Source organism: Actinopolyspora mzabensis, assembly GCF_900101095.1.
GTDB lineage: Bacteria > Actinomycetota > Actinomycetes > Mycobacteriales > Pseudonocardiaceae > Actinopolyspora > Actinopolyspora mzabensis.
Genome location: NZ_FNFM01000009.1, coordinates 249,236 through 275,416, shown reverse-complemented (window position 1 = coordinate 275,416; position 26,181 = coordinate 249,236). Strand labels below are relative to the sequence as shown.

The following is a 26,181-nucleotide window of genomic DNA, read 5'->3' as shown; positions in this document are numbered from 1 at the left end:
CCAGCAGATCTCCCGAATGCCCTTTGCTGTTGACTGCATCCACCGTAGCACCCCAACCAACCCCCCACTCACCGGGGGGCCACCCACCAACACCGAAACCCAACCCACCAAGGCCAGATCCCGAGCCAGCAAGCACCAGGCACCACATGCAGTTCTTCAAACAACCAGCCACCACCACGAACCGAACACCAGAAACCACCCAAACAAACCCGGAACCACATCCCAGGCTCACCATTTCCCGTGATTTCCAGCCCGGCCCCGCCGTGCTGACAACAACCACTCTAAACCCCCACCACACCACCCCACACACCCACCCCCACCAACCACCAAAACACCAGGTGACACCGGATTATCGAGACTGTTCGCTTAACTCCGACTCGAAAAGCACGGAAAGTTCGTGCAGCGTCGACTCGACATCGGAATGCACGATCCCCACCATGCCCATCTCGACGGCCGCGGCAACGTTGCGCGCCTCGTCGTCGACGATGACGCACCGCTCTGCGGACACTCCCAGCTGTCCGAGTACGTGCCGAAAGCTCGCGGCGGCGGGCTTCCGAAACCCGGTCTCGGCCGAAACGGCCACCACATCGAACAACCGATCGCAGTCGATCGTCGTGGGGCGACTGTCCCCGTTCGACAACAAAGCGACGGTCACGTCACGGTCGCGCAACCACTCCACAGCCCGCACAACCGGTGCCGTCTCCGCATCGGAACCGGCTGCCCGCCCCGACGAAAGCTCCCCGAAATCGTCCAGGACCCCACCGAAATCGACCACGAGCGCCGACAAAGTCATTCCGACCACCTAACTCGCGCCCACTCGAACAGCCACGCTCATCCCATCGGGTGGTTGCCCGGTTCGGAGTGAACGTGCGGCGGAGCCGACGCACTCCTAATCCGTGAAACCGCCGGAAAGGAGAGCACCGTCATGCGCGAAGGAACCACCGCGCTCGCCGACGGCGAGAACCGCACCCCACCGTCCTACTCGGCGTCGGCACTGGCTCACGGCGCGGCCAGAAGCATGGTGGAGGTCCTGACCGGTCGAAGGCCGCTCCACCAGATACGCCGGTGGTTGAGCAGACCGGTGGCCGGCCTGCTGACGACCCTCACTCGACGCGAAACACCGCTGGACTTCCGCACGCGGATGAACTCGGTGCACGCCTGCCCCACCAACTCCAGCACCGTGGAAGTCTGCGTGGTCATCCGCGAACCGAACCGGCACCGCGCCATGACGCTCCGCCTGGAGCGAATGGATGCCGGGTGGTGGTGCACCCTGCTCAAGCTGATGTAACTCGGGAGGTGCATGTGGACTTACCCCGCTCGGGACGGGATCCCACGTAGGGGACCGTGGGATCCCGTCCATTCGAGCATCAGCTCGGCGAAGTTCGGGGAACCCCGCTCAGCGCTTCTTGCCCTTCTTGGACTCGGCCCGGGCGGCGGCACGACGTTCCCGCCTCGTGCCCTGCTGCTCCGAAGCGGAGTCATCGGATTCGCCGTTGCTCGTCTCGACCCCGCCGTTCTCCGACGGTCCCGAGTAACTGAGCTGCTGTCCCGACCTTCCGGCCCCGTTGCCGCGCAGGGCTGCCGGAACCTGCGACTGCTCTTCCTGCTGCGCCCCCAGCTGGCTCAGCGCGGGCCCCGCGGCCCGGGACTTCTTACCACTCTTGGAGCTGGGCTGGGCTGCCTGGCCGTCCTCCGCAGCGGCACCGTCACCACCGGAGCTCTGGCTGACCGAAACCGGCACCGACGGTTCCGCGGGCTCCTCCGGTTCGGCGGCCTCGACATGGACGTTGAACAGGTAACCGACGGACTCCTCCTTGAGTGCTTCCAACATGGCGTTGAACATGTCGAAGCCCTCACGTCGGTATTCGAGCAACGGATCCCGCTGTGCCATCGCACGCAGCCCGATACCTTCCTTGAGGTAATCCATCTCGTAGAGGTGCTCCCGCCACTTGCGGTCCAGCACGCTGAGCACGACACGGCGTTCGAGCTCGCGCATGCCGCCTTCGCCGACCATCTCCTCGATCTCGGCCTCCCGTGCGTCGTAGGCACGTTTGGCATCGGCGAGTACCGCGTCGTTCACCTTCTTGCTGCTGAGGTCGCCGTCCTCCTCGGCGATGTCCTCCCAGTGGATCGAGATCGGGTAGAGGGTCTTGAGGGCGGTCCAGAGCTGCGGGAGATCCCAGTCCTCCGAATATCCTTCGGAGGTCGCGCCCTTCACGTAGGCGCTGACCACATCCTCGATCATGTGCTCGACCTGCTCGCGCAGATCCTCGCCCTCCAGCACACGCCTGCGTTCGGTGTAGATCACCGAGCGCTGCTGGTTGAGTACCTCGTCGTACTTGAGGACGTTCTTGCGGATCTCCATGTTCTGTTGTTCGACCTGGGTCTGAGCGCTGCGGATGGCCCTGGTGACCATCTTGTGCTCGATCGGAACGTCGTCCGGGACCTTCAGGCGAGTCATGACGGTCTCGACCATGTTGGCGTTGAAGCGGCGCATCAGCTCGTCACCGAGCGAAAGGTAGAACCGCGACTCGCCGGGGTCGCCCTGCCGTCCGGAACGACCACGCAGCTGGTTGTCGATCCGGCGTGACTCGTGCCGTTCGGTGCCGAGCACGTAGAGTCCGCCCGCCTCGCGTACCTCGTCGGCCTCGGACTCGGCCTGCTCCTTGATCTTGTCGACCACCGCGGGCCACTCGGCCTCGTACTCCTCCCGGTTGTCGACCGGATCGAGACCCCGCTTCCGCAGTTCGCTGTCGGCCAGGTGATCGATGTTGCCGCCGAGCACGATGTCGGTACCACGACCGGCCATGTTGGTGGCAACGGTTACCGCGCCCCTGCGGCCCGCCTCGGCGATGATGCCCGCTTCGGACTCGTGGTGTTTGGCGTTGAGCACGCTGTGGGGAACACCGCGCTTGGTGAGCAGCTTCGCCAGGTACTCGGAGCGGTCGACGCTGGTCGTGCCGACCAGCACCGGCTGTCCGTTACCGTGCCGTTCCTCGATGTCCTCGGCGACGGCGGCGAACTTGGCCTCCTCGCTCTTGTAGATCAGGTCGGGCTGGTCCTGCCGGATCATCGGCTCGTTGGTGGGAATCGAGACCACACCGAGCTTGTAGGTGCTCTGGAACTCGGCGGCCTCCGTCTGGGCCGTACCGGTCATACCGGCGAGCTTGTCGTAGAGCCGGAAGTAGTTCTGCAGCGTGATCGTGGCCAGCGTCTGGTTCTCGGCCTGGATATCGACGCCTTCCTTGGCCTCGATCGCCTGGTGCATGCCCTCGTTGTAACGACGCCCGTGCAGCACGCGACCGGTGAACTCGTCGACGATGGCCACTTCACCGTTGCGGACGATGTAGTCCTTGTCCCTGCGGTAGAGTTCCTTGGCCTTGAGCGCGTTGTTGAGGTATCCGACCAGCGGGGTGTTCGCGGCCTCGTAGAGGTTGTCGATCCCGAGCTGATCCTCGATGATGTCGACGCCTTCCTCGGTGACGCCGACGGTGCGCTTGCGCTCGTCCACCTCGTAGTGCTCGTCCCGGGTCAGCATCGGAGCCAGTCGCGCGAACTCCTGGTACCAGCGAGAGGACTGGTCGGCGGGACCGGAGATGATCAGCGGGGTCCTGGCCTCGTCGACGAGGATCGAGTCGACCTCGTCGACGATCGCGAAGTTGTGGTCGCGCTGTACGCACTCGGCCAGACTCCAGGCCATGTTGTCGCGCAGGTAGTCGAAGCCGAACTCGTTGTTGGTTCCGTAGATGACGTCACAGTTGTAGGCGTCCCTACGCTGCTCGGGAGACATCTCGGCCGTGATCGCGGCGACTTCCATACCGAGGAAGCGATATATTCGGCCCATCCACTCCGAGTCACGTTTGGCCAGGTAGTCGTTGACCGTGATGACGTGGACGCTGTTGCCCGTGATCGCGTTGAGATAGCCGGGCAGCACGCAGGTGAGCGTCTTGCCCTCACCGGTTTTCATCTCGGCTATCTGACCGAAGTGCAGCGCGGCACCGCCCATGAGCTGGACGTCGAAATGCCGATTGCCGAGTGTTCGCCTGGCTCCCTCACGAGCGACCGCGAAGGCCTCGGGCAGGAGCTTGTCCAGCTGCTCGCCGTCGGCGTAACGGCCCTTGAACTCATCGGTCTTGGCCCGCAGCTCGTCATCGGACAGCGCGACCGTGTCGTCTTCGAGCTCGTTGATGTGCGCCGCGATGGAACGCAGGCGCTTGAGCATCTTACCTTCGCCAGCGCGGAGCAGTCGGGACAGGACCATCCGGTCGACCTCACTTGCTGATCGTGACGCGCCCGTCACGGACGCTTTACGGCCATAGTATTAGAAGCCCACCCCCGCACGGTTCGCTCAGGCACCGTCGGCCGATGCTCACTGCTCGAACACCGGAAGTGGCCACGGAGCACGAACGTTTCCGGCACGCACGTGTGTTCCCGCCACACCCGATCGTGCGGTGGCAGGGGGAATCTGGCCGCCCGTGGGCCGCGTCGAACCACAGACGTGGCCGTCCCCGCGCACCACGGTACGCGGTGGACGACCACGATGGTTATGGTCCGTACCAAATCGGTACGGCTGGAGTAGCCGCGGGGACCACCCGGCTCAGGCCAGTCTGATCACTCCGTAGTCGAATCCCTTACGGCGGTAAACCACGCTGGGTTTGTCGGCTTCCGCGTCGAAGAACAGGTAGAAGTCGTGTCCCACCAACTCCATCTCGTAGAGGGCCTGGTCCACGGTCATCGGGGTGGCGGGGTGCTCCTTCTCGCGGACGATTCGCCCGGGTTCGTAGTCACTGCTTTCCTCACGCTGTTGCGGGAATCCGGCGCCCGCAGGAGGTTCGGTTGTCCGGGAAGCCCGCTGATTGCTCACGGCGCTCTCGCTCACGGTGCTGTTCCCCTCCGCGCTGTCGTCTCGCAGCTGGTCGGTCGGCGGTTCCAGGAGTGTCGTGCGTGTGCGGCCGCCGGTCGTACCTCCGGCACCGGCGACGGCGACCGGACGATCCGCCATCGCTGCGGTGGCCTGCGCCACCGAACGAGGGTTGCGCCGGCCGTAGTGCACCTTCCGGCGGTCGTGCATCTTGCGTAGCCGGTTCTCCAGCTTCGTCGACGCGGCATCCAGGGCGGCGTAGAAGTCGACCGCGCTGGCCTCTGCTCGTACCGCCGGTCCGCGTCCCTTGAGGGTGATCTCGACCCGCTGGCAGTTCTTCGCCTGGCGTGGATTACGCTCGTGCCGGAGCTCCACGTCGGCCCGCATGGCCTTCCTGTCGTAACGGTCGAGGCGGCTCAGCTTCTCGTCGACGTGCTGCTGGTAATGCGTGGGCACCTCGACGTTGCGGCCCTTGACGACGATGTCCATTCACGACCTCCGTTGCTCAGCGTGCTTCCGTGAATGACGATCACGGCGACACCGGAGTGAGCGTGCTCAGCTCGTTTCCGGCGTCAGGGTCATCACTGCCTCACCTCATTCCACTGCCGGAAAACGGCTTGATGGGAACGCACGTTAGCTCGCGTTGCGGAGTTGTGACACCCCCCGAGTCGGGTGAAGTCAATTGGACACCCTGAGTAATTGCTCTGCTCCCGGGTTCGCAATGACACACCTCCGCCCGGCGCTGGGCCGGTCCCGACGACAGCAGTAGCACGGCCATGGCCAGTGCTCGCCCTTTCGGACCTGTACCCGGACGTCCGCACGTGCCCGCGCCGGGCGGTACGGTCATCCGCGTATACCCGGCAAACGCACGAGACAAACCATCGGTTCCCGGTGAGCCGGAATCTGGTTCACCTCGCGGGAAACACGGGTGGGCAACGGGCTGCTCCGGATGCAGGATCGGGTACGGGTCGGTCAGGACTCCCGGCAGGCGCTCGCCAGCACCAGTACGGCCACCACCGGGATTCCGACCTCGGACAGCGCTCTTCGGCAGTTGAGCACCGTGGCACCGGTGGTGAGCACGTCGTCGAGCAGCAGCACGGGCGTACCGGGCGGCGGCAGGCGGCCCGGGCGCGGCAGTACCCCACCACGCAGGTTCTCGAAGCGCGGTCCGCTGCCCAACCCGACCGATTCGCGCACTCGCGGACTCAGCCGAAGGCAGTCGGCCGTGCGCACGCCGGGCAACCTCCGCTCCGCGCGGCGGGCGAGCCGCGTCAGGTGCGCTCTGCCCCTGCGCCGCACGGCCGCGTCCCTCGACGGAGCCGCCACCAGCCGAAGCGAGTCGGTTTCGTGGATCGAGCCGGAGGCGAGCACCGCCCGGACGGCGGTGGCCACGTGCTCTCCCAGCGGTCTTTCCAGGTCACGACGAGCGCCCTCCTTGTAGGCCAGCAGCGTCGTACGCACGCGACCGCGATAACGCGCCAACGCGTGAATCGGCGGTTCCCGGAACAACGCGGGAGGGCGGATCACGCGCAGCTCGCGGAACCGCCGGTCGCATTCGGCGCACAGCACGGATCCGGCCAGGCCGCAGCCCGCACAGCGCAACGGCAGCAGCAGATCCACCAGCCCCGCGGGGACGACCGAGAAGGAGCGTCGATCGAATGACACGCCAACGAGGTTGCCTGGTGGGCGGGCCGGGCCGGGCACCCAGCTACCAACGGCTCGGCGTGTCGGTTTCACACCGTCCCGGGGCGGCTCGGTACCCGCTGCTCCGAGTCGCTCGGAGCGGTCCGCTCGCTCGATCAGCCAGGGTAGAAGGGGATCGAGGCCGCCCCGATCGGGATTTCCCGCAGCACTTCCCAGTAATCGGACAGATCCTTGGCCTGCCAGAGATAGGAGTCGTCGGCGACTATCACCCGTTGGTCCGGCCCCACGGTCACCCGTTTGGGGTTGCGCAGGTTGGAGGACCGGTAGGAGTCCCAGCTGAAACCGTCGACGGCGACCCTGACCGCGGGCTGACCGTCCCTGGCGGTGATGGCCACCAGCGAGTCGCCGGTGAGCCAGTCGACCCCCTTGATCTCGGAGTCCCCGGTACCCCCGCTCAGCGTCACGGGCTGTTGCAGCGCCACCTCCGAATCGCCGCCCGCTATACCCGCGACGACTATTCGCCCGTCCACGACGGCGGCGAGCCGGGTACCGCCGCGGGAGATCCGCAGGGCTTCGATCTTCCCCTCGCCCGGGAACGCGCTCGCGTCGATCCGGCTGACCGACCAGGAACCGTTCTCGTCCCGGGTCGCCCGCATCACCCGCTCACCGTCGACGACGGTCCAGAACTCGGTTCCACTGCGCCAGGTGGGCCTGCTCATGAAACTGCCTCGGATCCCGAGTCTGCGCAGTTCACCGCCGTACTCGCCCACGCGCAGCTCGACGCCGCTGTCGCCGCTGCGCACCACGGCGGACACGCGGGAGCCGTCGTCGGAACGAGCGGCGGTAGTGATCCGGTAACTCCCGTTGCCCGCGGGGCCAGGTGTCTGAGGGGCGTTCTCGCTGAACACCAGCAGCCGCTCGTTGACGACCGCGAGCGGCTTCACATCACGGGGCACCTCGTTCTGCTGCTCGTACTCGCTCACATCGGAAGGACGCAGCACCTCGGTGTTCGACAGCAACGACGCGCCCTCGCGCTGCAGCTCCACCCGCGCGGTTCGGACACCGCGCAGCGTCAGCACCACCTGTGCGGCGATCAGCCGCTTCTTCTTACCGCTCAGCTCGCCGAGGTCGCGAAGATTGACGAGCAGCGCGCCGTTGTCGGTCTCGCTCACGTTGCTCGCCGTGGTGGTGCCCTCCGGTATGGCGGTCTTCATCGCCAGATCGAACCCCTCGGACGGTCCCGACAGCAACAGGCTGATGACCCGCGAGGGCAGTGTGCTCTTCGGGTTCTGTCGCACCCACCGGATGTCGGGGATCACGCCTTCACGCTGATGGTCCAGGAAGTAGACCGATACCGCTCGGTAGTGGGACTTGAAGGCGACGCTGTCCACCAGCAGCTTTCGCGGCGGATCGACTATCCGCCACTGCCCGTCGGAACGCTGCCTGACCTTGACCCGCAGGCTCAGGTCCTTTTCCCCGGGTACGTAGGACTGGTCCTGCCGGATTTTGCCGAGCTGGTGCACGTCCAGACCGACGATCCTGACGGAGTCGGCGGTTTCCGGTTCCGACTTCGGCACGGTGTTGACGCTGTTGACGAGGAACAGTTCCGAGGGAGCTTGCCATGATTCGGCCGTTTGCTCGGTCAGGTGCAGTCGGGCCGCCTCGTAGCCGTTGGTGGGCTCGGCGGTGGCCTCCAGGAAACTGCGGACCAGGTCCAGGGCGTTGAGGCTCTCGGGCGGTGGTTCGGCCTCGGTGCTCGTCTCGGGCCCCTCCTCGACCTGGCGGATCACGGCGGGGCTGGTCTCCTCCGGTATCGAGGCACAGCCGGTGACCGGAACGGACAGCACCAGCAGCAGAGTCACCGCTCGGACGAGCCGCCGTCGCAACCTCATCACTGCTCCTGTTCGCCGGGACCGGAGCTCCGGGCCGGTCCATGGTCACCTTGCTCGGACCCCTCGCTCGAGGAGTCGGAATCGTTGTCCGTCACGTCCCCCGCCACGGCCAGCAGCGCCTCGGGGGCGGCGATGCTGCGGGTGCTCGGCAGCGACAGCGGGCTCTTGTCGACCCGGTCTCCCGACTCGCGCGGCAGGGTGAGTCGGAAGCAGGAGCCCTTGCCGGGTTCACCCCATGCGTCGAGCCAGCCACCGTGCAGCCGAGCGTCCTCGGCCGCGATGGAGAGTCCGAGCCCCGTCCCGCCGGTCTGTCGGTCCCGCGATGGATCGGCGCGCCAGAACCTGGTGAACACGAGTTCCGCCTCGCCGGGGCGCAGTCCGACACCGTAGTCGCGCACGGTGACCGCCACCGCGCGGTCGTCCGCGGCGAAGTTGATGTCCACCGGTTTGCCCTCCGCGTGGTCGATGGCGTTGGCGACGAGGTTTCGCACGATGCGTTCGACCCGCCGGGCGTCCGCGAGAACGTGCACCTCCTCGGCGGGGAGCTCACCACGCAGCTCGACTCCACCGGTGCCGGCGATGGGCAGTAACGAGTCCATGACGCGACGCACCAGGTACGGCACGTCGAGCGATTCGGTGGAGAGGTCGGCGACCCCGGCGTCGAGCCGGGATATCTCCAGCAGATCGCCGAGCAGCGACTCGAACCTGTCGAGCTCGTCGACGAGCAGTTCGGCGGAGCGCTCCAGACCGTCCGGCAGATCGTCGCGGGAGGCGTGCAACACGTCCGCGGCCATCCGCACGGTCGTCAGCGGAGTACGCAGCTCGTGCGAGACGTCCGAGGTGAAGCGCCGCTGGAGTTGGCCGAACTCCTCGAGCTGCTGAATCTGCTGCTTGAGGCTGTCGGCCATCTCGTTGAACGAGTCCGCGAGCCGGGCCATGTCGTCCTCGCCGATGACCCGCATCCGCTCGTCGAGATTGCCCCCGGCCAGCCGCTCTGCGGTATGGGCGGCCTGTCGAACCGGACGCACCACCTGTCTGGTGACGAGATTGGTGATGGCACCGAGCAGCACGAGCAGCACCAGGCCGCCCACCAGCAGCGTGCTCTGTACCAGCCCCAGTGTTTTGCGCTCCGACTCCAGCGGGAACAGGAAATAGGCCTGCAACGGTCGGGTGGCGGTTCCGGCCGGGCTGCCGATGATGAGCATGGTGACCGTTTCACCGTCTCGTCTGACGGTGTCGATCTTACTGGCCAGATTGTCCTTCTTGACGAGCTTGCGCAGCGATTCCGGAACGCTGTCGATGGGTCCCGCGGAAGGTTGTTCGCCGTTCTCGGTGATGGCTTGGCCGTCCACCAGGGCGGGCTCGTAGTTCCCGGCGAGCGATTCGGTCCCGGTCTTGTCGGCGGCGCTGGTGGTCAGCTGGTTCAGTGCGGCTTCCAGCTGCTCGGCGACCTCGCCGGAATTGGGATCGACCGCCGTCAGCTGGTACTCCAGGATCGGCAGGTTCTGCTCGACCTGCCGGACCGCGGCGTCCTCCTTGTTCTGCAGCAGCCTGTTGGTGATCTGCGTCTGCAGCACCATCCCCAGCACGAAGACCACGGCCGAGGACAGCGCCAGGGTGCTGACGACGACACGCAGCTGCATCGAGCGGCGCCAGGTCGATTCGAACCAGTGCCAGCGCCTGCGGACGTCCTCCCGGAGACGGACCGCGAAGGAGCGCTCGGCACCGGCACGAGGCTGCTCACCGTTCACCCCGCCCGTCCTGCCGCGTCGAGACGATCATCGTGTTCGGCGATCACGGCGGCCCGGCCTTGTACCCGACGCCCCGAACCGTCAGCACGACCTCCGGGTGCTCCGGATCCTTCTCGATCTTCGACCGAAGTCGCTGTACGTGTACGTTGACCAGCCGCGTGTCGGCCGCGTGCCGATAGCCCCACACCTGCTCCAGTAACACCTCGCGGGTGAAGACCTGGCGGGGCTTGCGCGCGAGCGCGACCAGCAGGTCGAACTCCAAGGGGGTCAGCGAGATCGGAACTCCGTCGCGCGTGACCTCGTGCCCGGGGACGTCGACCGTAAGGTCACCGATGGAGAGCACCTCGGCGGGTTCCGCCTCCGTGCGGCGCAGCCGTACCCGCAGCCGGGCCACCAGCTCCTTCGGTTTGAACGGTTTGACGATGTAGTCGTCGGCACCGGACTCCAGCCCGAGGACGACGTCCACGGTGTCACTCTTCGCGGTGAGCATGACGACGGGAACCATCGACTCGGCGCGAATGGCCTTGCACACGTCGATGCCGTTCATGCCCGGCAGCATCAGGTCGAGCAACACCAGATCGGGTTTCAGTTCACGCAGCGCGGGCATCGCCTTGGTGCCGTCGTTGACGACGGCGGTATCGAACCCTTCACCGCGGAGTACGATGGTCAACATCTCCGCCAGGGCAGGGTCGTCGTCCACCACGAGCACGCGTGACTTCATGCCCCACATGGTTGCACTTTGCACCACGGGGGCAAGCACCACCCGGTATTCATCACCGCAGGTCGTCGGATCACTGCCCAGCGCGATGGCTATGGTACCGCCAAACGGAGCACTACGGTGGAGTAGGTTACGCGATCACACGATCGGCCAGCCCCACCGGATCCGTGGTGGCGGCGTCGTCCACCACGTGCCAGGGCGACCACCACGACATCTCGGCGAGTTCCAGATAAACCGCCGCACAACGGTCCTGCAGTCCCGAGTCCGACTCGAACCTGTCCCTGCCGTCCCCCGTGCCGGATCGTTCCCTGCGTTCGGCCCGGTCCGCGGCGACCTCACTTGGAACCCGGAGCAGGATCTGCAGTTCCGGTTCCGGCAGCCCGAATCGGGTGACCTCGAGTTGGTACGCCCAGGAGACGAACTCACCGTCGGCGTGCTGCCACAGCCGGGCTGCCCCGTAGGCGGCGTTGGAGGCCACGTAGCGGTCGAGCAACAGCACGTCGTGTTCGGCGAGCCGCGCTCGCAGCCACTCCGCGGACCGCTGCCGGTCCAGTGCGTAGAGCACGGCCATGCCGTACACGGACTCGGCCAGGTCACCGTGCGCACCCCGCAACGCCTCGGCGACGAGATCGGCGTGCACGTCCTGGCCGTAGCGCGGAAAGGCGGCGCGGCCCACCGACAGCCCTCTCGCCGTCAGCTCGCCGCTCAACGCGCCGGCCAGCGTCTGTTTCCCCGCGCCGTCCAGCCCTTCGATCACGATCAGTCGCCCCATGGTGCGAACCCTACGCAGCACGGCCACCGGTTTGGCGACCGCGGGGGCGACCCGGTCGCGGGCCGCTCCGGGTACGGCGGGAAAGTGTCGGCGAAAGGATTCGGGAGGACGGTCGCGGCAGGACCGTCGAGAAGAGACAATCGAGCCGGGAGAATCAGCTCCCACAGGACCGAGTCGGGAGCCGCTCGTCCGTCGTGACTGGACTCGCGAACTCCGCGAGGAACGCGGGCACGGCCCCGAACCGCACCGACCCACAGGAGGAACAGTGCACGTACCCGGGCCGGACACTCGCGTGGTCGAGCTGCGGGTACACGGCGTCCTCGGAACGAAACCACGCGACCTGACGGATTCGGTGGCTTCGGTGGACGTGGCCGGGGACGGCACCGGACGGATCGTCAGCCCCGCCGACCGACTGCTGCGCCCGATCCCGGGGCCCGACCTCACCGCGGGAGAACGAACCGTCCCCCGTTCGGTGGAGGGTTATGTCTGGGGCGGCATGACGTCCGGGCGCGGCAAAGCGCTGTGGGCGCTGCTGTTCCCGTTCGCGCTGGCGAACCTGGCGCACTGGATGCTGCCGCCGGTCAACCGGTCCTGCCGCTGGTCACGCTCGCTGGGAGCACTGCTCCGCGCGGGCCTGCGACTGGCTGGGCTGCTGCTGACGATGCTGTTCACCGCGCAGCTGACCGTGCTGAGCCTGGATCTGGTGGCAGCCCAGTGCCTACGTGCCGGGAGCGGGTGTCTGAGCGCCGTTCCCGACGGGCTGCGGGCGTTCGAACCGCTGCGTTCGGTCCCCGCCCTGCTCCTCGTAGTGGGCGCCGTGTTCGGCATGTACCGCCTGTCCGCGATGTCCTGGCAGGTTCGGGACCCGAGCGGTTCCGGGAGCGGGCACAGCGCGCAGGCGCCGAGACTGCCCGGAACCGGGGTGGTGCGCGATCCGAGCACCCCCGCCCTGCGGACACTGCACGCGGTGGCCGCGCTGTGCACGACGGTGCTGCTGGCTCTCGGCGGACCGAACGCCGCCACGGATCCACGCTGGCTGGCGGCAGCGGCCGTGACAGCGCTGTGTGTGCTGGGAACGTTGCTGTTGGACGATCCGACCGGTTCGGGAGAGACCGAGAGCGGTTTCCGGCGTTCCGCAGCCCCGCTGCTGGGGCACTACGCGCGAATCCTGCTGCTGGGCACGGGCGGGATACTGGTACTGCTCACAGCGCTCTTCCCGGCGCACCTGTCCGGCCCGCTCCCCGGCTCGGGGCCGGTGACCGACTCGCTGACCCTCGGCCTGCTTGCGCTGTGCGGCTGCATCGGGGCAGTGCTGCTGCCGGCCACGTTGCTGGCTCGTCGCTCGTGGCGTCGTCTCCCGGTGAGGCTGCGCCCGTGGGCCGGTGGCTGGTTCGCCGCGCCGGTACTGCTGATCGCCTGCCTGCTCGGGGCGGGTTTCGGCGCGGGTCTGACGTTGAGCGCGCGTCAGGCGCTCGGCGCTGATCTGCTGCTGCCGGTCTCCTACGACACCGTGACGCTGCTGTGGGGCACGGCGACGGCCGCGCTCGTACTCGCGGGGCTCGTGGTGGTGCCGTGGGCATGGTTGCGCTGGTGGCGCGCGATCCGCACAAACGGGGTTTCCCCCGAGGTGGAGCTGCTGCACGCCGGGCGCCCCGCGGATCAACGCAGCGCCGAACGCGCGTGGAAATGGGCCGAGCTGCAACGCAGCCACGGGCATCGGCTGGTGCTGCTGCTGGCGGGTGCCCTGACGCTGGGTACGGTCCTGGCGCTGGTGCTGCGTCTGGTCGGGCCCGAACCTCCCCTCTGGGGACGTTGGTTGCTGCTGCTGGGGGTGGGCGCACTCGCGACGCTGGCGGCGACGCTGCTGCGGATGGTTCACCTGGCGGTGCGTCGCCCGAACGCGGGACGCCAGTTGAGCCTGCTGTGCGATCTGACCCTGTTCTGGCCGCGGGATTCTCATCCGATCGTGCCACCGTGCTACGCGCTGAAGGTGATCCCCGAGCTGGTCGACCGGGCGTGTGAGCATCTGGCGGACCCGAACACCCGCGTGGTGCTGTCCGGCCACAGCCAGGGCAGCCTGCTCGTCTCCGTCGCCGCGGCCAGGTTGCTCGGCAGGCTCGACGAACAGGATCACGAACGGATCGGCCTGGTGACGGCCGGTTCACAGCTGCAGTGGGCCTACGCTCGCGGGTTTCCCGGCTTTCTCGGTCACGAGGCGCAACGCTCCCTCGCGGGGTCGCTGGCCGGACAGTGGCGGTCATTGTGCCGAGGGACTGACCCGATCGGGGGTGCGGTCGGGACGTGGAACCGGCAGGTCCACGACGGCAAGCTGCTGGGGGTGGGTTTCCGCCCGGACGGCAGCGAGGGGCCGCTGCCCGCCGCCGCGCGCGGTCCCACCGGCGCGCTGGTTCTCGGCAACGATCACTGGTTGCCCGATCCGCAGCGCGGACCGTTCGAACATCGGCGTTGGACGGCCGGGCTGTTGCGGCACTCCGAGTACAGCGGCGACCCCGAGTGGGACAGGGCCGTGTCGATGGCGGCGGCCCTGGAGGTTCCGGCTCGTGGCACGAACCTCCCGCTACGCACGACGATGGTCGATCCGGCGGGCAACTCCCGGAACGGCAAGACCAATCGCACGGACGCTGCCGAGGGGCACGCTGCGAACCGTCCCGCCGGTGGGCCGTCGACGAGGGCGAACTCGCACCCCGTCACGGGTGGGGAGACCGGCAGGCGGGAAGAAAGGCTCGCCCCCGTGGCCACCGAGCTCCCCGTGACGCAGGACCCGGCCGGGCAGGAGAACCACGTCGCCGAAACCGACGGAACGGAACAGCCCGCTCCGCCCCCGCAGGCCGAACCTCCGGAGATCATCGACCTGCCCGGGATGACGCCGCCCTGGGAACGCGGCCCCGCCCTGCGTCCCTCGTCGAGCCAGTGAGCCGCGTCGGTCAGCCGCGCTCGTCGAGCTTCGGGGTCGGTCGTGGAGCGATTATCGCTGCACCGTGCTCACGCCTCGCGTAGATTTCGCGAGAAATCGACGGACAACCGGCGCAGCGCCGCACCCCTACCCCTCTCGCAGCCTGCACCGCCGCGGGTTCTCCGGTGCGGCTCTCGCGAAGAAGGCCCGACGTTGGGTAGATCGCTACCCGATGTCGGGCCTCCCCGCAGCGAGAGCCGTGCCAGAGGTTCCGCCCCAGAACCCGCCAAGCAGCTGGCACGGCCGATCCCTCCGAACCCTCAGTCGGGGAGGTTGTCGGCCCTCTCCCGCTGCCCGAGCACCGAGTGGGTGCGGCTGTAAAGGGCGTAGATGATCACACCCGCGAGCATCCACACGAGGAACCTGATCCAGGTGAACGCGGTCAGGTTGATCATCAGCCACAGGCAGGCCAGCACCGCCAGGATCGGAACCGCCGGAACCAGCGGCGCGCGGAAGCCGCGCGGCAGGTCGGGACGCTTGCGCCGCAGCACGATCACGCCGACCGAAACCAGGACGAACGCGAACAGAGTACCGATGTTGACCATCTCGGCGAGGCTCGAGAACGAGAAGAAACCGGAAGCGACGAACACCACCGCACCGACCAGCACGGTGGTGCGCACCGGAGTTCCACGGTGCGGGTCGGTCTTGGCCAGGCCGCGGGGCAGCAGGCCGTCCCTGGCCATGGCGAACAGCACCCTGGTCTGGCCGAGGAGCAGCACCATCACCACGGTGATGAGACCGATCAGTGCTCCCACCGAGATCAGTGTGGCCGCCCAGTTCACCCCGTTGACCTCGAAGGCGGTCGCGAGGGTGGCGCTCTGCCCGTCGGGGCCGGTTGCCAGCTCGGTGTAGCGCACCATGCCGGTCAGCACGAGCGACACTCCCACGTACAGCACGGTGGTGATCACCACCGAACCGAGGATGCCGCGCGGCGCGTTCCGCTGCGGATCGCGGGTCTCCTCCGCCGTGGTGGCCACCACGTCGAAGCCGATGAAGGCGAAGAACACCACCGAGGCTCCCGCCAGCAGCCCGTAGATGCCGAACGTGCTGGACTCACCACCGAGCAGCAGCGAGAGCAGCGACTGGTGCAGGGCGGGTCCGCCTTCGGATGTGCTCTGCCCCTCCGGGATGAACGGGGTGTAGTTGTCCGGTTTGATGTAGGCGATCCCGGCCAGGATGATGAACAGCACCACGCCGACCTTGATGGCCGTGATCACCATGCTGACCCGGGCCGAGAGCTTGGTTCCGGTGATCAGCACCGCGATCAGCACCGCGACGAGCAGCATGGCTCCCCAGTCGAACTGCAGCGGCCCCAGGGGAAGCTTGGTCTCCAAGGAGATCCCCATGCCGGACATGACCTGCTGCAGGTAAGACGACCAGCTCTTGGCGACGGCCGAGGCCGCGATGGAGAACTCCAGGATCAGGTCCCAGCCGATTATCCAGGCTAAGAACTCGCCGAACGTGGCGTAGGAGTACGTGTAGGCGCTGCCTGCCACCGGGACGGTGGAGGCGAATTCGGCGTAGCACAGTGCCGCGAGGGCGCAGGCGATCGCGGCGAGCACGAAGGCGAGCGAGACGGCGGGCCCGGAGGTGTCACCCGCTACCTGTGCGGTGAGCGTGAAGATCCCCGCACCGATTACCACCGAAACACCGAAAACGATCAGATCCCAGGTACCGAGATTCTTCCGTAGTCTGGTGTCGGGTTCATCGGTGTCCAGGATCGATTGTTCGACCGTTTTGGTCCGCCAGATTCCGTTTCCTGGCACCACTGCCTCCTCGGATCATGCTTGCTGGTGGCACCGCACGATAACGGGCACGAGACCGCTGCCGACCGTGGTTGAGAACACAATCTACTAACGAGCCGCCGGATCCGCGCGAATCAGGAAGCACGAGCGCCAGAAAAGTTGCACGACACCACTAATTGCTCGTGAAAAATACTCTTTTATGCGAGTACCGCCCCACGAGGAGCGAGTGTGCCCGAAGCGTGTTTCGAGCGCACCGCGAGACGTCGAGGCACGGGACGCGACAGCTCGATGCCCGGCACCGCTGCCGAGAGCGGACGGGAGCTCCGGCCGAACCCACCCGCCGAGTCCGCCCGAGCAGAGAACCCCGTTCAGACAGCGCCGGGTGCCGCTCGGAACAACTGCACCCCTTCGCCAGCCGCACCGAGCGGCTGCGCCAGCACACAGGGGTCCGAAGCAGCGAGCCAGACCGAGTCCCCGCGCGACAACTCCAGCTCGCGAGCGTTACCGGAGCCACCGCTGTGGCTGCCGTTCCCGTTGGTACCGGCCCCCGCGGCATAGGGGGACAACCTGACCCCGCCCTCGGTGCACAGCAGGATCTGCGGCCCGGCGGAGTCGAGCAGGACACCGGACCGGTCGCCGTGCTGCCATTCCACTCTGGACAACTCGAACTCGTCGGCCTCGGTGCGGTAGACCGTCAGATTGGGGTCGCGCCGCTCACCGTTGAGTATTCGCAGTTCACCGTTCTCGAAGTCGAGCACCCTGAGCAGTTCGGCCACGTCGACGTGCTTGGGGGTCAGGCCGCACCGAAGGATGTTGTCCGAATTGGCCAGTATCTCCACGCCGGTCCCGCGCAGATAGGCGTGCAGGTTCCCGGGCGCGAGATAGATGGCCTCCCCCGGCCGCAGCACGATTCGGTTCAGCAGCAGACTCGCCAGCACCCCGGCGTCGTTCGGGTAGTCCTCCCCCAGTTCGAGAACCGTGCGGCATTCCTCGGTGAACTCCCCCTCGGAGCGCACGTGCTCGGCACACGCCCGCAACAGATCCGGCATCAGCGCCCGGAGAGTGTCCTCCGGCAGAGTGATCCACGTGGTGAACAAGGCGCGCAGCCCGTCCCGATCCGGCTGGTCGGCCAGCAGGCGGGTGTGCGCCCGCAGGCTCGGCACGTCGAGCTGGTGCAGCAACCGAACGGTGGTTTCGGCGGCGCGGAACCCCGCGAGCGCGTGGAACTCGGTCAACGCACAGATCAACTCGGGTTTCGCGGTGGGATCCGGGTAGTTGCGGTCGGCCGCACTGCGCGGAACCCCGTCCGCCTCCTCCCGGGCGAACCCGTCGGCCGCCTGCTCGGCGGAGGGGTGGGCCTGCAGGCTCAACGGCTCGTCCGCGGCGAGCACCTTCATCAGGTAGGGCAGCCGATTGCCCCATATGCCGGTGCACGCCTGCCCCAGCTGATGGGTCGGCTCCGCGTCCAACAAGCGCACCAGCGAAATCTCCGATCCGTCCTGACACAGCAACCGCGAGGAATCTCCGGGATGGGCACCCATCCAGAGTTCGGCTTCGGGATGTGGCGCGGGGACGGGACGGCCGAGCAGCTCCGCGATCGCGGTCCGGGACCCCCAAGCATACGGGCGTACCGCGTTGCGCAGTAACTCCACAGTCGTTCTCGCTTCCTCGTCTAACCGCGTTTCCCCGACGGAACCGATACCGCCCGGCGGGAGTACAACGAATGGTGTCCCGCCCGCGCTTCGCAGGAGCACAACGGAACCTCCGTGCGAATCGGCCGGGGATGCGGGCGCCGAAGCACCCAGGTCCTCACCGCGCCGCCGACACCGGTCTGTCGTTCCCGTTCAACGAGCCCGAAATCAGTCCGATGTAGACCGCAGCCATGTCGAACCCGACCGCGAGGGACAGCGAACCGCGGACCCCGTCCCCCTGCTGGGACTCGTTCGGGGCGAGTACGTCGGCGCCGGGCAACGCCGCTGTGGCGGTTTGCTCGGTGAACCGTGCCCGTTCACCGGCACGGGTGCTCAGCAGCACGACGCGCCACCCGGCCGTGGTCTCCTCCGTGGGGTCGGCGAACAGATCCGCCTCGCTGCCGACGGTCGCGGCGGCGCGGTGCAGCGCCGCACGATGCACCGCCTGCTGATAGTCGGTGACGTCACACGGTATTCCCGCGTAGCACCCGAGGACGAAGGAACCGTGCCGGGCGACCGCCGTGGACGGCTCGTCCACTCCCCACAGCAGCGGGATGTGGTCGGCCAGCCGCAACGCCAGTGACTTGGCCGGATTCTCCGAGATCTCGTTTCCGGGGTGGGAGCGCTCCGCCTGTTCGTCCAACGAGTCGGCCAGTACGTCGGTGTCGGTCTCGAGCAGTCCCAACGCCGTGAGAACCCTCACCCCCGCGGTGAAGGCGTGCGCCAGCCCCAGCGGTTCGGGCACCGGAATCCTGGGGGGTATCGTTCTCGCCCGCCCCGCCGCGGCGGCCGCCAGCGGGCCCTCGTCCGGAGCGGCGAGAATCACGCTCGCCCCGCGCCTGGCGGCCAGTTCGAGCGACTCGGCCAGCGAGGTGTCCCCACCGTCGGCCCCGTAGGCGAAGACCACGTCCAACGGGCCGATCCAGGTGGGCATGACGTCGGTGACCACCACGGGAACCGGGCAGGAGGGGCCGAGCAGGGCCGCGAGCAACCGACACGCGGCAGGCCCGACACCGGAGGTGGACAGCAACACCAGAGCACGCGGCTTGTCCCCGGCGAGATCGTCCACGCCCGCCTCCGAAGCGGCGGAGGCCGCCGCTCGAACCTGCGCACCCCCCAGGGCGGACATACGGAGCAGACCTCCGGTGTCCAGCTCGAAGAGTCGCTGCTGGTCCTCGAGGACGCTGTCGTCCAGCACCGTCCTCACCCCTCCCCTGACTCGTCGGGGACGGGGTCGGCTCCGGAAGCGGGGAGGGCCTCCTCCAGCAGGAGAACGGGAATTCCCTCCCGAACGGGGAAACCGCGCCCACAGGAGGTGCAGGTCAGATATTCGGCGTCCGGATCGTCCGGCAGACCGTCCCGCAGCGGCGCGTGTCGGGGGCACGGGCACACCAGGATCTCCCGCAGTCGGGGATCGATCGCCACAGTCACTCTTCCTCCCTGGAATCACACCGCATCATCGGCCGGACGGCCCACCACCGGCCGGAACACCAAGACGCACCGGCGAGGACGCCGCACGCCCCGCCGGGAGCGGGCGGCTCTACTTCCGCAGTACCGCCAGCACCTCGTCGCGCAACGCGACCATGTTCGCCGAATCGACGCCCTCCACGTTCAATCGGAGGACCGGCTCGGTGTTGGACGGGCGAAGGTTGAACCACGACCCGTCCGACAACTCCACGGTAAGCCCGTCGAGCTCGTCGATACGAGCACCGTTGCGGTTACGAAACACCTCGATCACCGCACGCATCCGGGCCGAGGGGTCGTCCACCGTCGAGTTGACCTCACCGGAAGCCACGTAGCGGGTGTAGCCAGCCATCAGCTCCGCGAGCGAACCTGACTGACCACCCAGCGCCGCCAAGACGTGCAGCGCGGCCAGCATCCCCGAATCGGCGCGCCAGAAGTCCCGGAAGTAGTAGTGCGCCGAGTGCTCCCCGCCGAAGATCGCGCCGGTTTCGGCCATGGTCTGCTTGATGAAGGAGTGGCCGACCCTGGTGCGGACGGGCTTGCCGCCCTGTTCGATGACGATCTCGGGCACGGCCCTCGAGGTGATCAGATTGTGGATGACGGTGGAGCCCGGCTCCTTGGCCAGTTCCCGCGTGGCGACCAGAGCGGTGATCGCGCTGGGGGAGACCGGCTCACCCGCCGCGTCGACCACGAAGCACCGGTCCGCGTCGCCGTCGAAGGCCAGCCCCGCGTCCGCGCCGACTTCGCGCACCTTGGCCTGCAGGTCCACGAGGTTGGCGGGCTCCAGCGGATTCGCCTCGTGGTTGGGGAACGTGCCGTCGAGCTCGAAGTACATCGGCACGAGTTCGACGGGGAGACCGTCGAAAACGCTGGGGACGGTGTGCCCGGCCATGCCGTTGCCCGCGTCGACGACGATCTTCAGCGGTCGGATCGTGGTCAGGTCGACCAGCCCGCGCAGGTAGTGCGCGTACTCACCGAGCATGTCGCGCTCGGTGACCGTGCCCTGCGCACCGAGGAACTCGGGCACACCGTGGCCCACGAGCTCCTTGATCTCGGACAGCCCGCTGTCCTGCCCGACGGGGGCGGCTCCGGCGCGGCACAACTTGATCCCGTTGTACTGGGCCGGGTTGTGGCTGGCGGTGAACATCGCGCCGGGAAGATCCAGGTGGCCCGAGGCGAAGTAGAGCATGTCGGTGCCGGCCAGGCCGATGTGGATCACATCGATTCCCTGCCCGGTCACTCCCTCGGAGAACGCTGCCGCCAACTCGGGAGAGGAATCCCGCATGTCGTGACCCACCACCACCGCGGGTCCACCGACCAGTCTCGTGAACGCGGCACCGACTTCGCGGGCCACATCCGTGTTCAGATCATCGCCCACCAAACCCCGGATGTCATACGCCTTGACGATCCCCGACAGGTCCCGCACGCTGCACTCTCCCGTATTGACGGCATCCTTTGCCTGCGTGCCGCAGCTTACCCGCGAACGGCTCGGCCGTGGTGTCCGCCGACTGCCACAGGGGTTCGGCGGGAAAGACGGGAACGTGACAGCGACGGGATCCCCGAGGGCTACTCGTTGCCCGGGTCGGGCAGCGCACGCAGATGGCCTCGTTTACTTCCGCCCCCGTAGAACCCGGGGGGATCGGCCGGTTCGGAACGGCCCGCCTCCCGAACCGCCTCGGCGAGGGCGGTGAGGTCGTCGCCGGAAGGCTGGTCGGCGCTGAACTCCCCCTCGTGCCGCACCACGTGCCAGCCCTTGGGGACGGTCAACCGAAGGGCGTGTTCCTCGCAGAGGTCGTAGCTGTGGGGTTCGGCATAGGTGGCCAGCGGGCCGACCACCGCGGTCGAATCCGCATAGGCATAGGTCAGCGTCGCTACCGCCGGGTCGGTGCACCCGGTTCGAGAGCAACGCCTCACGCTCCGCACGCCTGGCACCATAGCGCTCTTGTCACGTCGGTACTCGACGGCACGCGGAAAAACCTGCCGGAATACCCCGATGTGGGAACTACCATCCGGCGCTCACCCGGAGAGGGCGATCCGTTGCGCTGCATTGATCATCCTGTTGGTGAAGTTGCGCACTCCAGCGAAACTACGCGGACGAATTATCCGAAACGTATCGCACGAACACGTTCGGTAGCTAGTGGTTCGGGCGCGATTCCGTATCCGGTTTCGGGCGGAGTATCCTCAGCGCGTGGTGACCACACGGCAGGCTCGACAGCGAACCGGAAAGCGACGGGACCGACACGGCCGCGGCCTACGCGGGCCGCTCTACCCGTCCTCGGTTCCTGCCGCCCGGAGCCGCTCGCAGCGCTTCGACGCGCTGGTACTCGACGCTCTCGAACCGATCGAGCAGCGGTGGCACACCGAACTCACCCAGCTCGACGTGGCGGTCGACGAAGTACCGGAAGTCGATGTGACGTCCCCCGAGTCCGTGGTGTGGGGCGACGACATGGTCGTGGACTCCAACGTGCCACTGGCGCGCCTCGTGCCGGAGAGCACCGATCGGCGCGGCAACGCCACCAGGGCGCGAATCGTGCTGTATCGACGTCCGCTCGAGGCCAGGGCGGGCAACGGCACGGACATGACCGACCTGATACACGACGTGCTCGTGGAGCAGATCGCCAGCTATCTCGGACTCGATCCCGGAGTGATCGACGGCAACTGACCCGATTGTGGCTGTATCACCTCGGTTTGGCGGGACGGTTCCGTGGCGGAACCTCTCGCGGGCTCTCGCTGCGGGGCCCCCGACATCGAGTAGGTACTACGCCACGTCGGGGGCGTCCTCGCGAGAGCACCACGAGAGAACCCGCGGCGGTGCCGGTGGCAAGGGTGGTCGGAGTTCACCCTGCGAGGGTGCTCGGGACTCGGCCTGCGTCGATGGGGCGCGGCGATTTCGTGGGAAATCGACGCCGCGCGGGGTCGCGCCGTATCAGTGTTCCGTGGAGTCGTCCCGCTGCCGTCGACCGCGGCCGGGGAAGGCACCGATCAGCGTGAACAGGACCGCGGCGGCCTGGCACGCGAGCAGACTGGTGCGAGGCACGGCGGTGAAACCGATCCTCACCTGCCCACCCGTCTCGGGCAGCGGCACGGCCACCTGCTCTCCCCAACCCGTGGCGAGCCCCACACTCGAGCCGTCGATGTACGCCCGCCAACCGGACTCCCGCTGGGCCGCGAGCAGCAGCACCCTTCCGGGACCTCCCTTGGAGACCCGAATCGTCACGTGCGGCAACCGGGTGGATATTCCTATCGGCCGGGTTCGCGGGCGCGGTGAGACGTCCTCACGGGCGTTGCGCGCCAGCGCGGGACCGAGCAGCGTCACGGGGGTGTGGGGCAGCAGCACCCGGAACACCCGCCGCCCGTTCACGGACTCTCCGGTGGCCGCGACGGTTCGGCCCGAGAGTGCCACGAATCCGGTCGAGTCGCCGCCCTCCGGAAGCGCGATGCGCCCCGCTCCCCTGGAAGCGGCTGCGGCCACTCCGGAACGCACCCGTTCCGCCTCGCCCGACAGCAGATCGGCCTGGATACGTGAGAGGGCCGCGACAGCCCCGGGAGCCGGCGCCAGCGAAGCACTGCCGAACCGGGGCCGCGGCCGGGGCGTGAGTCTCGGCGCTCCGGCGTCGGGGCGCAGGGTGAGCCAGTAGCCGGTGTCGCCCGCCGTGGTCGACGTCTCGGGAGCCGGACGCAGCGGCCCGGACCGTGCCGTGAGAAGCGTCCCGAGCGCCAGCGACAGCAGCACCACGACGGCGACCGCTCCCACCGGGCGCCACGAGACCACCCCTGTGGACCACCTTCGTGGTCCGGCGACACAGGCCAGCACGACCCAGAGCAGGCCGCACGCCGTCAGCAGCAACGCTCCACCGGCCCACCCGACACGGTCGGTCCCGCCGAGCAGCGGTGGCAGGGCGATCCGTGCGACGAGCAGACTCGCGCCCCATCCGAAGCAGGCCACCACCACACCGGGCAACGCCGCGCGACCGGGCACCCGGAACAGCAGGAGCAGCGCCGCGCCCACCGGCAGCGAAACGGCGAGCCAGCCCCACGCGCCGTCGCCGGGGTGCAATGCCAGCAGCGAGAGCCCGGCGGGATGCTCGGTCACCGGAAGGCCGGGCCCGTGCCACAGGAGCTCCGGATGTCGCAGCGCCACCACCGGCCACGGCAGCAGACAGGCCACGGGGAGCAGCACGAACGAGGCCAGCCCCGCCAGCCTGCGCACCGCACCCGCGGGGGCGAAGGGCGGGCAGAGGAATCCCACCACCGCGAGCAGCACCAGCAGCACGTACACGCCCGGGGCGAACGCGGCCAGCACCGCCGCCGCGAGCGCGGTGCGGCACGCCGTGCCCAACCAGTTGGGGCGCCCGCCCCCGTGACGCGGCACCAGTCCCAACAATCCGGCGAGGCCCGCCAGCAACGGCGGGAGCAGTACGTGCGCCAGCACCGCGTCGAGACGTCCCTGCACCACCCCCGCCATCGCGACCGGAAGCAGCGCGTAGGCCGCGGCGGCCAGGGCCAGCCAACTCCGGGGAACCGGGATCGAACGGCCCGCCAGGTAGGCGGACAGCCCGGCGAGGGGCAACTGTGCCAGCAGCAACAGTGCGACCGCCGTGGGCGGACCGCCGAACGGGGCGAGCAGCCCGCCCAACAACCCCAGCACCAGCAGGGTCGGCGGCGCAGGGGCTCCGGTTCCACCGTGGAGCGGATGCCACGCGGCGAGGTAGCTCGACCACGTCTGCTCCAACCCCGCCGCGGGCAGCAGCCTGCCCCCGTGCAGCTCCGCGCCCAGGCGGGAGGTCTCGGCGAACGGGCCGTGCGCGAGCAGCGCCAGCAGTACCAGCCCGACGAGCAGCACGAGCGGTGGGTTCAGCAGCAGCTCGCGCAGCACCCGCCGGCGGTCGACCGGCACGAACAGCAGCTCGTCCGCGGTCGATGCGGTGCCGGCGGCTCCGTCGCGGGGAGCGGGGGTGGGTCGTACCCGCGCTTCGATTCCGTCGCCGGCCTCGTCCGCACCGGTCTCGTTGTCCCGTGCGGCGCCGGAATGGTGCTCGGGCACGGCGATCACCACCGGATCGGTGGGTCTGCGCAGCCCCATCGCGGAGCGTCGGCGGGTACCCGCGTGCCCCAGCGCTCCGCTCGGCAACGCGTCCGGCCCGTGCTTGGCGGGGTTCGGCACCTCGGGAACGCGGGCGGGCGACGCACTCGACAGATCGAGGCCGAGCCGGGCGTCGTGCCGCACCCGGTTGCGCACCAACCTGGCGTATCCGCTCAGCACGAGGTCACGCATTCGATCGCCCCTGCCGGTCAGCAGGCCGTCGAGCCCGCTGCCCGCCGTGGCGGCTCTGCCGTGGCCGAGGCGTGCGTCCCGGAGCCGCAGCCTTCCCGTGAGCAGCCGGAGTCCTACCAGGAGCTCCGCGAACGCCTCCGGTGGTCGTCCCGTCACGAGCCGGGCGAAACTCCGGGGCAGCGCCAGCAGCACCAGCCGCGGTACGCCGAAGCGGTAGGCCCGGTTGCCCACATTGGCGAGGTAGGTGCGCACCTCGCCCTGGCGCCGAGTGGTGGCGGCGGTGCGGGAGTCCGCACCCTCGTCGCGCGGTTCACCCCGCTCGCCGGTGGTTGAGGCCACCGCGCGCCGCATGCGGGCCTCCGGCACGCACAGCACGAGGTGTCCGGCGGTGTTGGCCCGCCAGCCCAGGTCCACTTCCGCGCAGCCCGGTGGCAGTTGCTCGTCGAACCCGCCGAGCTCGTCGAAGACCTCGCGCCGTACCAGCGCACACGCCCCCGAGACCGCCAACACCTCGGACACCTGCAACGCGGAGCCCGCATCGGCCGGGAGGTGGCCGAGCGCCGGATCGAGTCCCGGTGATCGTGGACCGGTGCGCACCCGGCCCGAGGTGTCCATCGACAGTCCCGCGTCGACGATCAGCCGCGGGTCGTCCCGGTCGAGCCCCAGCGGGCCGAGCACGGCCGCCGAGGAATCGTTGTCGGCCACCCGCAGCAGCGTGTCCAGGCAGTCGGGTTCGGGAGCGGCATCGTCGCGCAGCAGCCACAGCCAGCTGCCGGGATCGCCCCAGCGCTGCTCGGCGTGGGCCACGGCGTGCGCCACTGCCGCGCCGAAACCGGTGTCGCTTCCGACGGTGAGCACACCGTCCAGCAACCCCGAACCGCCGGTCGCGGCACCGTCCACGGCAGTCCCATCCGGATCAGCCCCGTCCGGATCAGCCCCGTCCGGATCGATCTCCCCCGTAGCGGCACCGTCGGTCACCGAGCTTCCGGGCGCCGAGCTTCCGGGCGCCGCCTCCGCCGCGAGCGATTCGCCGGCTTCCCCGGCCGAACCGATCTCCACCGCCAGGAAGTGGCGTGGCGACACCGTCAGGCGCCGCAGTGCCGTCAGCACCTCCGGCAACCACTCCGCACCCCGACGACACACCAGCACCGCCAGCACCGGTGCCGTGCTCGGGTGGTGTTCACCGCTCGTCTCCCCGGCGGAACGTAATGCGGCCACCGTGTCCTCCCGCGTGCCGTGGTCCGATCACCGCACGACGGTAATGGACGGCCACGCGTTGGGGGACATGCTCCTACCGACGAGTAGGAATTCGTTGCCGCAGTGGACGGCTCGACTGGCGAGCGAGTTGATCAGCGGATGGCGTTGTCCACCGAGGGACGGCGCCGAACGAGCAC

18 protein-coding genes are annotated in these 26,181 nt (G+C 68.4%); 3 read left to right on the top strand and 15 right to left on the bottom strand.

Going from position 1 to position 26,181, the window contains the following annotated elements; translation table 11 throughout:
• Positions 1 to 349 precede the first annotated feature (349 nt).
• Positions 350 to 793: an HAD-IA family hydrolase gene (locus BLR41_RS16710; RefSeq protein WP_092629569.1), complete on the bottom strand. Its 444-nt coding sequence runs from the start codon at positions 791 to 793 to the stop codon at positions 350 to 352.
• 132 nt (positions 794 to 925) lie between these two features.
• Here BLR41_RS16710 and BLR41_RS16705 point away from each other — a divergent pair, with 132 nt between their 5' ends.
• On the top strand, positions 926 to 1,288 hold the full coding sequence (locus tag BLR41_RS16705; RefSeq protein ID WP_092629568.1) for an Rv3235 family protein: 363 nt from the start codon (positions 926 to 928) through the stop codon (positions 1,286 to 1,288).
• Positions 1,289 to 1,396: 108 nt separating this feature from the next.
• On the opposite strand, the gene secA is transcribed toward BLR41_RS16705, so the two are convergent.
• The 7 genes from secA to BLR41_RS16670 form a co-directional block, all read right to left on the bottom strand.
• On the bottom strand, positions 1,397 to 4,261 hold the full coding sequence (gene secA, locus BLR41_RS16700) for a preprotein translocase subunit SecA (protein ID WP_092629566.1): 2,865 nt from the start codon (positions 4,259 to 4,261) through the stop codon (positions 1,397 to 1,399).
• A 336-nt stretch (positions 4,262 to 4,597) separates the two neighbouring features.
• On the bottom strand, positions 4,598 to 5,350 hold the full coding sequence (hpf, locus tag BLR41_RS16695) for a ribosome hibernation-promoting factor, HPF/YfiA family (protein WP_092629563.1): 753 nt from the start codon (positions 5,348 to 5,350) through the stop codon (positions 4,598 to 4,600).
• 483 nt (positions 5,351 to 5,833) lie between these two features.
• Positions 5,834 to 6,526: a ComF family protein gene (locus tag BLR41_RS16690; RefSeq protein WP_218120191.1), complete on the bottom strand. Its 693-nt coding sequence runs from the start codon at positions 6,524 to 6,526 to the stop codon at positions 5,834 to 5,836.
• A gap of 134 nt (positions 6,527 to 6,660) precedes the next feature.
• Complete coding sequence (locus BLR41_RS16685; RefSeq protein ID WP_092629560.1) at positions 6,661 to 8,397, bottom strand: LpqB family beta-propeller domain-containing protein; 1,737 nt, start codon at positions 8,395 to 8,397, stop codon at positions 6,661 to 6,663.
• Positions 8,397 to 10,040 carry an MtrAB system histidine kinase MtrB gene (gene mtrB, locus BLR41_RS16680; RefSeq protein ID WP_092629690.1) on the bottom strand — a complete coding sequence of 548 codons (1,644 nt, stop codon included), beginning with the start codon at positions 10,038 to 10,040 and terminating at the stop codon, positions 8,397 to 8,399. The genes BLR41_RS16685 and mtrB overlap by 1 nt, the downstream gene beginning before the upstream one ends.
• A 151-nt stretch (positions 10,041 to 10,191) precedes the next feature.
• The gene (gene mtrA, locus BLR41_RS16675; protein WP_043576314.1) at positions 10,192 to 10,869 is read right to left on the bottom strand and encodes an MtrAB system response regulator MtrA; all 678 of its coding nucleotides are present in this window, start codon (positions 10,867 to 10,869) and stop codon (positions 10,192 to 10,194) included.
• Positions 10,870 to 10,996: 127 nt separating this feature from the next.
• A complete protein-coding gene (locus BLR41_RS16670; protein WP_092629559.1) occupies positions 10,997 to 11,638 on the bottom strand; it encodes a dTMP kinase in 642 nt (213 codons plus the stop codon).
• A 265-nt stretch (positions 11,639 to 11,903) separates the two neighbouring features.
• On the opposite strand from BLR41_RS16670, the gene BLR41_RS16665 reads away from it, so the two are divergent.
• Positions 11,904 to 14,573, top strand: a complete 2,670-nt coding sequence (locus BLR41_RS16665; protein WP_092629557.1) for a hypothetical protein — start codon at positions 11,904 to 11,906, stop codon at positions 14,571 to 14,573.
• A gap of 299 nt (positions 14,574 to 14,872) precedes the next feature.
• Here the strand turns inward: BLR41_RS16665 and BLR41_RS16660 are convergent, their stop codons facing one another.
• The 6 genes from BLR41_RS16660 to BLR41_RS16635 form a co-directional block, all read right to left on the bottom strand.
• Positions 14,873 to 16,378, bottom strand: a complete 1,506-nt coding sequence (locus BLR41_RS16660; protein ID WP_092629687.1) for an amino acid permease — start codon at positions 16,376 to 16,378, stop codon at positions 14,873 to 14,875.
• Positions 16,379 to 16,725: 347 nt separating this feature from the next.
• Positions 16,726 to 18,009: a mannose-6-phosphate isomerase, class I gene (gene manA, locus BLR41_RS16655; protein WP_092629555.1), complete on the bottom strand. Its 1,284-nt coding sequence runs from the start codon at positions 18,007 to 18,009 to the stop codon at positions 16,726 to 16,728.
• Positions 18,010 to 18,166: 157 nt separating this feature from the next.
• On the bottom strand, positions 18,167 to 19,246 hold the full coding sequence (locus tag BLR41_RS16650; RefSeq protein ID WP_176798021.1) for an SIS domain-containing protein: 1,080 nt from the start codon (positions 19,244 to 19,246) through the stop codon (positions 18,167 to 18,169).
• A gap of 5 nt (positions 19,247 to 19,251) precedes the next feature.
• Positions 19,252 to 19,479, bottom strand: coding sequence for a Trm112 family protein (locus tag BLR41_RS16645; protein WP_092629551.1), 228 nt, complete (start codon positions 19,477 to 19,479; stop codon positions 19,252 to 19,254).
• Between the two features lie 109 nt (positions 19,480 to 19,588).
• Entirely contained in the window at positions 19,589 to 20,938 is a 1,350-nt protein-coding gene (locus BLR41_RS16640; RefSeq protein ID WP_092629549.1) for a phosphomannomutase/phosphoglucomutase, read from the bottom strand.
• A 140-nt stretch (positions 20,939 to 21,078) separates the two neighbouring features.
• Positions 21,079 to 21,435: a DUF3499 domain-containing protein gene (locus BLR41_RS16635; RefSeq protein WP_245694359.1), complete on the bottom strand. Its 357-nt coding sequence runs from the start codon at positions 21,433 to 21,435 to the stop codon at positions 21,079 to 21,081.
• Positions 21,436 to 21,700: 265 nt separating this feature from the next.
• Between BLR41_RS16635 and BLR41_RS16630 the strand changes: the two genes are divergently transcribed.
• Positions 21,701 to 22,174 carry a metallopeptidase family protein gene (locus BLR41_RS16630; RefSeq protein WP_092629546.1) on the top strand — a complete coding sequence of 158 codons (474 nt, stop codon included), beginning with the start codon at positions 21,701 to 21,703 and terminating at the stop codon, positions 22,172 to 22,174.
• 264 nt (positions 22,175 to 22,438) lie between these two features.
• Here the strand turns inward: BLR41_RS16630 and BLR41_RS16625 are convergent, their stop codons facing one another.
• The gene (locus BLR41_RS16625; RefSeq protein WP_092629545.1) at positions 22,439 to 26,005 is read right to left on the bottom strand and encodes a glycosyltransferase; all 3,567 of its coding nucleotides are present in this window, start codon (positions 26,003 to 26,005) and stop codon (positions 22,439 to 22,441) included.
• Positions 26,006 to 26,181: the final 176 nt, after the last annotated feature.